The 12943-nt window shown below is 39.8% G+C and carries 11 protein-coding genes and 1 pseudogene; 10 read left to right on the top strand and 2 right to left on the bottom strand.

Translation table 11 applies throughout. The annotated features are described in order from the left end of the window. Nucleotides 1–165: 165 nt before the first annotated feature. Both UR08_RS12070 and UR08_RS12065 read right to left on the bottom strand, forming a co-directional pair. Nucleotides 166–717 carry a GNAT family N-acetyltransferase gene (locus tag UR08_RS12070; RefSeq protein WP_115753922.1) on the bottom strand — a complete coding sequence of 184 codons (552 nt, stop codon included), beginning with the start codon at nucleotides 715–717 and terminating at the stop codon, nucleotides 166–168. Further along, complete coding sequence (locus tag UR08_RS12065; protein WP_115753921.1) at nucleotides 714–1352, bottom strand: YigZ family protein; 639 nt, start codon at nucleotides 1350–1352, stop codon at nucleotides 714–716. The genes UR08_RS12070 and UR08_RS12065 overlap by 4 nt, the downstream gene beginning before the upstream one ends. A 356-nt stretch (nucleotides 1353–1708) precedes the next feature. On the opposite strand from UR08_RS12065, the gene UR08_RS12060 reads away from it, so the two are divergent. From UR08_RS12060 to ftsX, 10 genes and pseudogenes are all read left to right on the top strand, one after another. Further along, nucleotides 1709–2395, top strand: coding sequence for a response regulator transcription factor (locus UR08_RS12060; protein ID WP_036073168.1), 687 nt, complete (start codon nucleotides 1709–1711; stop codon nucleotides 2393–2395). Between the two features lie 19 nt (nucleotides 2396–2414). Beyond that, entirely contained in the window at nucleotides 2415–3269 is an 855-nt protein-coding gene (locus UR08_RS12055; RefSeq protein WP_115753920.1) for a DegV family protein, read from the top strand. Nucleotides 3270–3430: 161 nt separating this feature from the next. Further along, nucleotides 3431–4745: pseudogene (locus UR08_RS12050) on the top strand (ATP-dependent helicase ComFA). Further along, nucleotides 4738–5214 (top strand): hypothetical protein, encoded by a 477-nt coding sequence (locus UR08_RS12045; protein ID WP_133296355.1) that lies wholly within the window; start codon nucleotides 4738–4740, stop codon nucleotides 5212–5214. The pseudogene UR08_RS12050 and the gene UR08_RS12045 overlap by 8 nt, the downstream one beginning before the upstream one ends. Nucleotides 5215–5396: 182 nt before the next feature. After that, nucleotides 5397–5951: a ribosome hibernation-promoting factor, HPF/YfiA family gene (gene hpf, locus UR08_RS12040; RefSeq protein WP_115753918.1), complete on the top strand. Its 555-nt coding sequence runs from the start codon at nucleotides 5397–5399 to the stop codon at nucleotides 5949–5951. A gap of 265 nt (nucleotides 5952–6216) precedes the next feature. Then, entirely contained in the window at nucleotides 6217–8730 is a 2514-nt protein-coding gene (gene secA / locus UR08_RS12035) for a preprotein translocase subunit SecA (RefSeq protein ID WP_115753917.1), read from the top strand. A gap of 114 nt (nucleotides 8731–8844) precedes the next feature. Next, nucleotides 8845–9946 (top strand): peptide chain release factor 2 gene (prfB, locus tag UR08_RS12030; RefSeq protein WP_115753916.1). Its coding sequence is split into 2 segments (ribosomal slippage): nucleotides 8845–8916 and nucleotides 8918–9946, totalling 1101 coding nucleotides; the frame shifts between segments, so codons are not numbered across the junction. A gap of 14 nt (nucleotides 9947–9960) precedes the next feature. Next, nucleotides 9961–10812: a YitT family protein gene (locus UR08_RS12025; RefSeq protein WP_115753915.1), complete on the top strand. Its 852-nt coding sequence runs from the start codon at nucleotides 9961–9963 to the stop codon at nucleotides 10810–10812. Between the two features lie 487 nt (nucleotides 10813–11299). Next, nucleotides 11300–11986, top strand: coding sequence for a cell division ATP-binding protein FtsE (gene ftsE, locus UR08_RS12020; RefSeq protein ID WP_115753914.1), 687 nt, complete (start codon nucleotides 11300–11302; stop codon nucleotides 11984–11986). Then, complete coding sequence (gene ftsX / locus UR08_RS12015; RefSeq protein ID WP_115753913.1) at nucleotides 11976–12860, top strand: permease-like cell division protein FtsX; 885 nt, start codon at nucleotides 11976–11978, stop codon at nucleotides 12858–12860. Before ftsE ends, ftsX begins: the two co-directional genes overlap by 11 nt. The last annotated feature ends 83 nt before the right edge of the window (nucleotides 12861–12943 follow it).

The raw sequence follows: 12943 nt of genomic DNA, 5'->3' as shown, positions 1-12943 counted from the left end.
AAATCAATTGTATCATTTTACACGGAACTTTTTGTTACGTGAAAATTACGATTTCTTTAATTTTGTAAGGTAACTACCATCAGGTAATACAATTGCCATCTTTTTATTATACTCGAAACTGATTAAAAAGAAATAAAAAACTGGCAACCTTTCAAAAATGTAACCCTAGAACGTGGAGGTCTTTTTGAAGTTGTGCTCGAAAATTAGTACAGTGCTCAGTTGTTTGTTGTCTTGATCCCACTCCTGAGCTTCACCAGATATTTCGAAGTCGAGTTTTTTAAGTAGAATAGTAGAAGCCGTATTTTCAGGGATTACTTTTGCATAAACTCCAGAAAAATGAAGTTTATTTTGCAGCAAAGGCAAGAAGTAACGAAGAAGTTCGGTCATAATGCCTTTACGCCAATAGTTTTTAGCAAGCTCATATCCGATTTCAGCAGTGTTATTGGCTACATTAACTTCATTAATTCCAAAAGACCCAATCACTTTTTCTTGACTGAAAATGGTATACCGAATGGCATCCGGCTCAGCGGCAATCGCTTTTATCATCTCTTCGGCTTGATAAACGGAGGAAAATTTTTCGATATTCATATATTCAGCAACAGCGCTGTCCGACCAAATCTGAAAAAGTGGGAAAGCATCTTGAAGTGTTGTTTTTTTGAGCAAGAGTCGGTCAGTAGTAAACTGATCGGGCAAAGCACTTAAAAAATGAGCATTCATTGCGATACATCCTTTTCGTAGTATTTTTTCTCACCAAGTGTGCAGTGAACCTGACCATTTGAAACTTCTGTCATCCACATGAGAAATGCTTCGATATCGTCTTGGTCAACAAACACAGAAAGAGTCACAACATCGGTAAATACTTTGTCAGCAATGCTATAACCTTTTTGTCCAAGTACATTTTCAAATTTCCCAAGTTGACTATAGCTGATCGTGAATGAGATGAGTGTGGCTAATTTTCGCTCCACAATCCCGATTTCGTGACAAGCTTCACTTACAGCACTTCCATAAGCGCGAACTAAACCGCCAGCTCCAAGCTTTATACCACCAAAATAACGTGTGACAAGAACCACGACGTTTTGCAAATTCTTCTTTTTTAAAACTTCAAGCATCGGGATGCCGGCTGTGCCACTTGGTTCGCCGTCGTCGCTTGCTTTTTGAAATTCTGAGCGATCACCAATTAAGTATGCCGAACAGTTATGAGTAGCATTCCAGTGTTCTTTTTTTATTTTAGCAATGAAACCCTGAGCTTCTTCTTCCGAATAGGCGCGAGCAATTGTGCAAATAAACCGCGATTTTTGGATGACGATTTCATGCTCGCCTTCTTCACGGATTGTCAAATAATGATCTAACATAAGAGCCTCCTCAGTTGAAAAGCTAAGTTATGCTTCTATTTTAGCGGAAATGATCGGGGATGTATATATAAGATTTTTTAAAGACGCCCCCCATTCTAAGTGAAGTAGGAGCAAATTCATGTTATAATAAAGATTACTATTACTTTAGATAGATAAAAAGTCTCCTCTACTCTTTTATATAGGCAAAACGAATTATACTTTTGCGCTTATTTTGTTTAATTTGAAGAGAAAAGGAAATAGTTTGAGGGAAGAATAAAACAGGCATGAAATCAGTCGAATAAAGGGACGGCAGAATGCTACTTTGAAAATACAGAGAAATATGAAGAAGGAAACTTATGCGAGGAGGAATCGTTAGTATGACTCTCAAAATTATGATTGTTGATGATCATCAACTATTCCGTGAGGGAATTAAGCGGATTTTAGAACTTGAAGATTCATTTGATGTAGTAGCTGAAGCAGAAAATGGAAAAAATATTGTTGCGAAAGTAAGGGAATATAAGCCTGATATTGTTTTAATGGACATTAATATGCCCACCGTGAACGGTTTGGATGCGACGGAAATGTTGGTTCGTCAATTCCCAAGCATTAAAGTGGTCATCTTAACGATTCATGATTCTGATGAATATGTAACGGAAGCACTTCGTTCTGGCGCAGTTGGCTTCTTGCTAAAAGAAATGGATGCAAAGGAATTAGTTGGAGCGATAAAAATTGTGGATGAAGGTGGAGCCTACATTCATCCTAAGGCAGCTATCAAATTGATTCGTGAATACCGTCATCTTGCAAGTACAAATACAGCACAAGGCGCGTATGGTTACCAACAGCCGGAAGTAAAAATGCCACTTCATATCTTAACACATAGAGAGTGTGAAGTATTGCAACTTTTAACAGATGGCAAAAGCAATCGTGGAATTGGGGAAACTTTATTTATTAGTGAAAAAACAGTAAAAAATCATGTTAGTAGTATTTTACAAAAAATGAAAGTAAACGACCGAACTCAGGCAGTTGTGACAGCGATTAAGAACGGTTGGGTGTATATTCGCTAAGGGGTGTAGGGAAAATAAAATGGTTGAAGAAAAAATTGCAGTTGTTGTAGATAGTACGGCTTATTTGCCGCAGGAAGCCATCCGCAAGTATGATATTCGTGTGGTTCCGCTCTCGGTCATTATTGATGGAAAGTCTTATAAAGAAGAAGTAGATCTGCTAACGGATGATTTTTATGCAAAAATCAAAGAAAGCAAAGATTTTCCAACTTCTTCGCAACCAGCACCTGGAGATTTTGTTCAAGTATTTGAAGAGCTTAAAAAAGAAGGATTTGACACGGTTATTTCCGTGCACTTGACAAGTGGCATTAGTGGAACGTTTCAAAATGCTGTTTCTGCAGGAGAAATGGTGGAGGGCTTGAATGTTTTTGCTGTAGATTCTGGACTTGCTTGTATGGCACAGGGTTCGCTTGCCTTAAAAGCAGCTTCGCTTGCAGAACAAGGGAAAAGTGCGGATGAAATATTAGCCTATCTTGAAAAAATGAAGCAAAACATGGATGCTTACTTTATGGTAGATGATTTGAATAATTTACAACGCGGTGGACGACTAACAGGAACACAAGCGATGATAGGCAGTTTGCTTCAAATTAAACCGATCCTTCATTTTGAAGATAAGCATATCGTTCTTTTTGAAAAAGTGCGTACCCAGAAGAAAGCTTTAAAGCGGATTGAAGAAATTCTTGATCAAGCGGTACAAAATGGTGAAGCAGAACAAGCTTATGTAATTCACGGCAACGTTCCTGCAAGAGGAGAAGCGTGGCTTAAAGAATTAGCAGAGAAGTTTCCTACGGTGGAGTTTCACCTTAGCTATTTTGGGCCAGTGATCGGTACCCATCTCGGAGAAGGCGCATTAGGATTAACGTGGTCAATCAAATAAAAGCTTAAAATAGTTTATTTGCCAAATAAAACGTGATTTTCGAACTCGAAAATCACGTTTTTCTTATGGGGAATTTGATGGTTTTGGGGTCGCAAAACAGCATTTTCCTTTCTGCAAAAAAAGCTGAAATCAGGTATAACTAAATCAGATGAGGTGAAGATATGTATCCAGGGATTTTGTATTTAGATGACGAACTTAATGCGCATCCGGACGGGCTACAAAGTAGGCAAGCAATTACTGGGAATGAAAAGCAGCCATTTTGTTTTCGCTGTGGGAATTAACACCCCCAGTTTATTTGGAAAAACGTTTCGGGGTGATCTTTATTGTCGAAATTGTCTTATGATGAAGCGAGTGGAAAAATCGGCGTGCCTCCATTATTTGGAGGCGAAGGAAAGTGAACGGATTTTCTTGAATGAGGCGCTCAAATGGGACGGGGAGCTTTCACGAGCGCAGAAGAAGGGAGCGGATGCGGTTGTTTCGGCAGTTGAACGGTTAGAACCTTTGCTTTTGTGGGCAGTAGCGGGTTCCGGGAAAACGGAGATGACATTTCGTGGTCTTGAAGCGGCTTTTGAGCGAGGGTTGCGTGTCTGCTTTGCTTCGCCACGTGTGGATGTTTGTATTGAATTGTTGCCGCGGTTTCGAGAGGTTTTCCCAGATGTGCCGCTCGTTTGTTTGTATGGGGATTCGGAGGATAAATTTCGAGGTGAGCGTTTTGTGATTGCGACGACACACCAGTTGATCAGGTTTTATCGTTATTTTGATGTGCTTTTTATTGATGAAGTGGATGCTTTTCCTTATGCGAAAGACCCTTTTTTGGAATATGCGGTTCGTAAAGCAAGGGCAGAAAAAGGAACGGAGATTTATATTACTGCAACGCCTGAAAAAGCTTGGCAGGATGAGTGTGAGAAAGGAACAAGGCGACATGTGAAAATTCCAGCACGTTATCATGGCTATAAGTTGCCGGTGCCAGAACTTATTTGGATTGGAGATTGGGCCAAGTTGCTTAAGAAAAAACAAATTTGTAGGAAGGTCCTTGATTGGCTTCGGAAGCACCAACAAAATGATAAGCCAATTTTGCTGTTTTTTCCAAAAATTGAAGTTATGTATGAAGTGAAAGTGGCGCTTGAACAAGCTGGTTATCTGAACGTTGAAACGGTCCATTCGGCCGATAAATTACGAAAAGAAAAAGTGGAGCGTTTTCGCAAACGTGAAACTGCGATTTTACTTTCTACAACGATTTTGGAACGCGGGGTAACTTTTGCAGATGTTCAAGTGGCTGTTTTTGGAAGTGAGGGAGCCATTTTTACGGAAGCAGCGCTCGTACAAATTGCTGGACGCGCCGGAAGGAAAGTTAGCTCCCCAACTGGTGAGGTTTTCTTTTTTCATCACGGGCGCACACGAGAAATGAAGCGCGCGATCAAGCACATCAAAATGATGAATGCGCTTGGTGTGAAAGAAGGGCTGCTTAGTGAGTAACTGCTTATTATGTGGAAATCAAGTTCGAGTTCCACTTCGGTTTGCCAATCTTTTCAGCACGACAACAGAGTCATGGCTGTGTACGTCTTGCAGAGCGGGGTTTTTGAGTGCAGAAAGCAAGCAAGATGGGAATGTGAGAGCGATTTTTAAATGGAATGAGCAAGCGGAAAATTTTGTCGAGCGCTATCTTAACATGCAAGATGACGAACTTTCGAAGTGTTTTTGTATAGAAGTTGGCAAGAAAGTACGCCCGAAACTAGCTTATTTGCCTTTGAGTGAAGCTGGCCGACAGATTTTAGTGGCTGCGGCAATCCCATGTGTGATGCTTTCTGAGCAAAATCAACAGGCGGAAATGGGCGTGTTTTTGATGCGCTCGGCGGAAAAAGTCCAGCTTGCTAAATTGAGTGGAGTACATGGTAAAATAGTTCATGTTTTGGTGCTTTTTGAAGAAGAGTTAAGTTGTGAATGAAATAGGTTTGTTTCTTGAGTATTGTGGAAAAAGGAGGGAAAGAATAAAAAACAAAATCGTGAGGAAAACTGCCCAAAATGCTATGTAAATGTTTGCAAAAAAGGGCATATTCCCTTAGACTAGAGATAAGGAGAGAAACTCCTTATTAAAAGATTTTGTTCTATCCCAAAGGAGGAATTACAATGCTTAAGTACAACATTCGTGGTGAAAACATTGAAGTAACCGATGCAATTCGAAGTTATGTCGAGAAAAAGATTGATAAATTAGAAAGATACTTTACTGAAACGCCAGATGCTAATGTGCATGTTAATCTTAAAGTGTATTCGGATAAAAATGCGAAAGTTGAAGTTACAATTCCTCTTCCGAATTTGGTGCTTCGTGCTGAAGAAACAAGCGGAGATCTATATGCAAGTATTGATTTGATTGCAGATAAATTAGAACGACAAATTCGGAAACATAAAACAAAAGTAAACCGGAAATTCCGTGATAAAGGCGCCGTGCAGGATTTTTTTGCTTCGGCTGACGCGAATGTGGAGCCAGCGGAAGAGTCAGATAACGATCTTGAAATTGTACGGACAAAACAGTTCGATCTTAAACCGATGGACAGTGAAGAAGCAGTTCTACAAATGAACATGCTTGGTCATGATTTCTATGTCTATACAGACGCGGAATCGGATGAAACAAACATTGTTTATCGTCGTAAAGATGGGAAATATGGTTTGATTGAAACAAATTAAGTGAATGGACAAAGCGCCTTGCCACATCGAGCAAGGCGTTTTTTTTTATAAGATTTCACATAAAATACGAGAATTCACACAAAATACATATTTATATAGCGAATTAAATGGTATAATGGTGGGTGACTTATCGAGAAATAAACTTCCTATTATCATTTTTTCGGAATAAGTGATAAAATTAAGTAGTGTATCTTATTTGATTGATAATATCCGGAATTCATATAGAATAGCAAGTTTTAGTTAAATTTAGTAGAGGAGAATTAGTATGGCAGGATTATTAAAAAAGATGTTTGAATCCGGTAAAAAGGATATTAAATATCTTGAAAAAAAAGCAGATCAAATTGAAGCTCTTGCAGATGAAACTGCACAACTATCGGATGATGGTTTGCGTGAAAAGACAGCTGAATTCAAAGAGCGTGTTCAAAATGGCGAAACGCTTGATGACATTTTAGTCGAAGCATTTGCTGTTGCAAGAGAGGGTGCTAAACGTGCTTTAGGACTCTATCCTTTCCGTGTGCAATTAATGGGGGGCGTTGTTCTTCATGAAGGGAATATCGCGGAAATGAAAACTGGGGAAGGTAAAACGCTTACGGCTACTCTTCCTGTTTATTTAAATGCCCTTTCTGGTGAAGGCGTGCACGTTGTAACAGTCAATGAATACTTGGCACAACGGGACGCTGAAGAGATGGGGGTACTTTACGAGTTTCTTGGGCTTAAAGTAGGGCTTAACTTAAATGAGCTTTCTAGCGAAGAAAAACGTGAACAGTATGCGTGCGATATTACTTATAGCACAAATAATGAACTAGGCTTTGACTATTTGCGAGACAACATGGTTGTTTACAAAGAGCAAATGGTTCAGCGTCCACTTTCGTTTGCTATTATCGATGAGGTTGACTCCATCTTGGTCGATGAAGCACGGACGCCGCTAATTATTTCTGGCGAAGCGGAAAAATCCAATCTTTTGTATGTACGTGCCAACACATTTGTTACGACACTTACGGAAGAAAAAGATTATACAGTGGATATCAAGACAAAATCGGTTAACTTAACTGAGGAAGGTATGGCACGTGGGGAAAAATATTTCGATGTAGAAAATCTTTACGATTTGGAAAACACAGTATTACTTCACCACATTGCACAAGCTTTAAAAGCGAATTATACGATGGCTCGTGACGTTGACTATGTTGTTCAAGATGACGAAGTATTAATCGTTGATCAGTTTACTGGTCGGATTATGAAAGGCCGCCGTTTTAGTGAAGGGCTTCACCAAGCGCTTGAAGCAAAAGAAAATGTGACGATTCAAAATGAATCAAAAACTATGGCCACTATTACATTCCAAAACTATTTCCGGATGTATAAAAAACTAGCTGGAATGACTGGTACGGCGAAAACGGAAGAAGAAGAATTCCGAGATATTTATAATATGCGTGTTATTGAAATTCCAACGAACCGTCCGATTGTTCGGGATGATCGTCCGGATTTGATTTATACAACGATTGATGCAAAATTCAGTGCTGTTGCTGATGATATTGCAGAACGACATGCGAAAGGGCAACCTGTCCTTGTTGGTACGGTCGCGATTGAAACTTCGGAACTGATTTCAAGTAAATTGAAACGCAAAGGAATTCCACATGATGTTTTGAATGCGAAACAACATGAGCGTGAAGCTAATATTATCGAAAATGCAGGGAAACATGGTGCCGTTACGATTGCAACCAACATGGCTGGTCGTGGTACGGATATTAAACTAGACAGTGAAGCGCTTGATGCAGGTGGGCTTGCTGTTATTGGTACGGAACGTCACGAGTCACGCCGGATTGATAATCAGTTGCGTGGACGTTCTGGTCGTCAAGGGGACCCTGGTGTGACGCAATTCTATCTTTCGATGGAAGATGAACTGATGCGCCGCTTTGGTTCGGACAATATGAAGAGCATGATGGAACGCTTCGGTATGAGCGAGGAAGCGATCCAAAGTAAGATGGTTAGTCGGGCTGTAGAGTCTGCACAAAAACGTGTTGAAGGAAATAACTTTGATTCGCGGAAACAAGTCTTGCAATATGATGATGTTCTTCGCCAACAACGTGAAGTCATTTATAAACAACGTTATGATGTCATTACGGCTGAAAACGGTTTGCGTGAAATTATTGAGCCGATGATTAAACGGACACTCAACTTTATCGTTTCTGCTAATGCTTCTTCTCATGAAGCAGAGGAAAGCTGGAACCTACAAGCAATTGTTGACTATCTTGATGCAAACTTGCTTCCTGAAGGAGCGGTGACAGTCGAAGATTTACAAGGCTTGGATTCTGAAGGTATCGAAGACTTCGTGTATGAAAAAATTACGGAAGTTTACGATGAAAAAGAAAGTCTTCTTCCAGAAGAAGACTTCAACGAGTTCCAAAAAGTAGTCTTGCTTCGTGTTGTAGATACTAAATGGGTTGACCACATTGATGCGATGGATCACTTGCGTGATGGCATTCACTTGCGTGCTTATGGTCAAATTGATCCGCTTCGTGAGTATCAATCGGAAGGCTTTGAAATGTTCGAAGCGATGGTTTCTTCCATTGATGAAGAAGTTGCGAAATATATCATGAAGGCTGAAATTAGACAAAACCTTGAACGTGAACAAGTTGCAAAGGGTGAGGCAGTTGATCCTGCTGAAGGAAAACCTGAGGCGAAAAAAAGACCGGTCGTGAAAGATAATCATATCGGTAGAAATGATCTTTGTCCTTGTGGCAGCGGTAAGAAATACAAAAATTGTCACGGAAAAGAAGCTTAAATCTCGGGGCGCCACTTTTGGCGCCTTTTCTTGTGGAAAAAGCAATAGATTTCTCTAGAAAATTTCGTTATACTAGGGATAGCTTTTGAATAAATCGAAAAAGGTGGAAAAACAATGGAATTAGCAGAAATTCGTAATGTGCTGGAAAAAACGGCCAGCCAAATAAAAGATTTTAGGGGGTCTCTTTGACTTAGAAAGCATGGAAGCTCGTATTGCTGAACTGGAAGATCAAATGCTTGATCCGAACTTTTGGAACGATCAGCAAGCGGCGCAAAAAGTGATTAATGAGTCGAATGGACTAAAAGATACATTTAATGCTTTTCACAAACTGGAAGAAGAACAAGAGAATCTCGAAGTGAGTTTGGAACTGCTTCGCGAGGAAAATGATGCGGATTTACAGGCGGAACTTGAAGAGGAATTAGATAGTTTTGTGAAAGAGCTGGATGACTTTGAATTGAAATTAATGTTAAGCGATCCGTATGATGCGAACAATGCGATTGTGGAACTGCATCCTGGAGCCGGCGGAACGGAGTCACAAGATTGGGGTTCAATGCTTTTGCGGATGTATCAACGTTTTGCTGAGAAAAAAGGATTTAAAGTGGAAACACTCGATTATCAAGCAGGTGACGAGGCGGGGATAAAAAGTGTGACGCTTCTCATTAAGGGACACAATGCTTATGGCTACTTTAAGGCGGAAAAAGGGGTACATCGATTGGTACGAATTTCGCCATTTGATTCTTCTGGAAGACGCCACACTTCTTTTGTTTCGGTGGACGTTATGCCTGAGATGGATAACGATATCGAGATTGAAATTCGGCCGGAAGATCTGAAAATTGATACGTACCGGGCAACGGGCGCTGGTGGACAGCATATTAATACGACGGATTCAGCTGTGCGAATGACGCATATTCCAACGGGGATCGTTGTTACTTGCCAATCAGAACGTTCGCAACTGAAAAACCGAGAACAAGCGATGAAGATGCTTAAGGCAAAGCTTTATCAAAAAGAGCAGGAAGAAAAAGAAGCGGAACTTGCTGAAATTCGGGGAGAGCAAAAAGAAATCGGCTGGGGGAGCCAAATTCGTTCTTATGTTTTCCATCCTTATTCTATGGTGAAAGATCACCGCACAAATGTTGAGACGGGGAATATTCAAGCAGTTATGGATGGCGATTTAGACGAGTTTGTCAATGCTTACTTGCGTTCACGTATCAACTGATTCGGAGGGAAACTATGGGGAAAAACTTTCATTCGCCCGTTGCACGTCAATTGCGCGATTATTCATTTGTCATTTTAGGGGCTGCTGTTATTGCGCTTGCTTTCAATGTGCTGCTTTTGCCTAACCACATTGCGTCTGGCGGCGTTAGTGGTATTAGTACTATCCTTCACTATTTGACTGGTTGGACGCCGGCGTTTATTCAGTGGGCGTTAAATATTCCTCTATTTATTGCTGGTGTCATTTTTCTCGGTTATCAGTTTGGTCTAAAAACATTCGTTGGAACAATGGCTGTTCCACTGTTTGTTTATCTTTCTCAAGGCTTCGATCCTTGGACAAGAGAATCGCTGATTGGTGCATTGTTTGGTGGCGTTTTAGTTGGGATTGGACTTGGAATTGTGTTCCGAGGAAAAGCGTCAACTGGTGGAACAGATGTGATAGCGCAGATTTTGCATAAATACACGCACTTATCGCTTGGTGTTTGCGTGGCCTTAATTGATGGGACAGTTGTCGTGCTCGCGATGATAGCGTTTGATATCGAATCGGGTTTATTTGCTTTAATCGGTTTATTTGCGACAAGTAAGACAATCGATTTGGTGCAAGTCGGCTTAGATCAATCGAAAACAGTTCTGATTATTTCAGAGCATGAAGAGGCAATACGTGAAGCGATTTTGTTTCAAATTGGGCGAGGTATTACACGTCTTGAAGCAAAAGGTGGCTATACGGATGATGAAAAGCAAATTCTTTTATGTGTTATCCAACAACGCGGCTTTCAAAAATTGAAAGAAGTGATTAAAGAAATGGATCCAGATGCGTTTGTTATTGTTATGAGTGCAAGCGAAGTAATGGGAGAAGGTTTCAACCGTTAAAAAAGACAGTCGTTCTAAGGAAGAACGGCTGTCTTTTTTATATAACAGTTTGATGACAAAAAACCTGTGTAACTAAGTAAATATGTAGGAAGTGAAGGTTGAATCGGTCTATGCCTCTGCTTGGAAACTGTAATGATTTTTAATATCACTGTAATGTTATTTTGTGCTGAAAAACGATACAATAGGTTCATCGGGAAATTTGAAGTTTAGTAAACAGCATTTCCTAAAAGAAAAATATTAAAGTTAAATTTAGCATGAAATTAAAAAGTGAACATCCATTTTGCAACTGTGTATTACAACAAAACACAGATTGTCATGAGCTGAAATATAACTGTAATGCAATTAACCTAAAGTTGAAAAACTAGAATGTTATAATTGTTTCTGTTGTGATAGATTACTTGTCACGGAAGTAACAGTTTTATATCGAAGGTTATCATTGCATTACCTTTAAACCGAAGCTATTAAGAAAGGCGAGTAAGGTGATTAAATGATAGTTATGGAAGACGTTTATAAGAAGTACCCGAATGGCATCACTGCTGCCAATGGTCTGAATGTTAAAATCGACCAAGGGGAATTCGTCTATGTTGTTGGTCCAAGTGGAGCTGGTAAATCCACTTTTATTAAAATGATCTACCGAGAGGAAAGAGCGACCAAGGGAAACATTCAAGTTGATCGGTTTGATCTTATCAACATGAAAAACAAGGAAGTTCCTTACTTGAGACGAGATGTTGGCGTTGTTTTCCAAGATTTCAAGTTACTTCAAAGTAAAACTGTCTATGAAAACATTGCTTATGCGATGGAAGTCGTGGAAAAAGATCCAGCTGAAATTAAAGATCGTGTCATGGAAGTGCTTGACTTGGTCAACTTAAAGCACAAGGTCAGAATGATGCCCGACGAACTCTCAGGAGGAGAACAACAGCGGATTTCAATTGCTAGATCAATTGCGAATACGCCTAAAGTTCTGATTGCTGATGAACCAACCGGAAATCTCGATCCAGATACTTCATGGGAAATCATGAATATCCTTGAGGAAATCAACAAAAACGGGACAACGATTGTTATGGCGACACACAATAAAGAAATTGTGAACACGCTAAAACATCGAGTCATTGCTATCGAAAATGGTAGAATTGCCCGTGATGAAGAGCAAGGAGAATATGGATATGAAATTTAGAACAGTTGGACGGCATGTCAAAGAGAGTTTGAAAAGTCTTTATCGAAATGGGTGGATGACTTTTGCGGCAGCAAGTGCCGTAACAGTTACATTGATTCTTGTGAGTGTGTTCTTCTCTATTTTGATCAACATGAATAAACTTGCTTCTGATGTTGAAAATGACGTACAAATTAATGTACATATTTCACTTGGGGCCAATCAAAAACAAGAAGACGAACTGAAAGCGGAGATCGAAAAAGTGAGTGGCGTTGCAGATGTAACGTTCTCCTCGAAAGACCAACAACTTAAAAAACTTGTTGGGGCTTACGGAAAAAACTTCGAACTGTTTAAACAAGACAACCCGCTCCATGATGTTTTTGTTGTTCAGGCTAAAGAGCCAGAGCAAACGAAAAAAGTGGCAACGAAAATTGAAAAACTAAAACATGTAGATGACGCTGAATACGGCGAGAAAACGGTAGACAATTTGTTTAATACGTTGAAATGGGCAAGATATGCTGGTGTGATTTTAAGTATTGGATTACTGCTTACAGCGATGTTCCTCATCTCAAATACGATTAAGATTGCTATCTTCTCACGTCGCAGGGAAATCGAAATTATGAAACTGGTCGGAGCGACAAACTGGTTCATCCGCTGGCCTTTCATTCTAGAAGGCGCTTGGCTCGGATTAATTGGTTCGATCATTCCGGTTATCTTAACTTTTGTAGGTTACATTAATACTTACAATTTGGTAAATCCGAAATTGGCGACTACGTCACTTTCGCTCTTACCACCAACACCATTTGCTTATGAATTAAGTGCACTCATTATCTTGATAGGCGTTTTAATTGGTATTTGGGGAAGTGCTATTTCAATTAGAAGGTTCTTGAAAGTCTAAAAAGGTGTACAGAAGTATATACCCGAATCAGTCAAAAATAATCTAAAAAATAAAAGGAAAGCTAGGGAGCTTTTTAGGAGGTA

Source organism: Listeria kieliensis (assembly GCF_003369925.1).
Classification (GTDB): Bacteria; Bacillota; Bacilli; order Lactobacillales; family Listeriaceae; genus Listeria; species Listeria kieliensis_A.
This window is presented reverse-complemented; position numbering and strand designations above follow the sequence as displayed.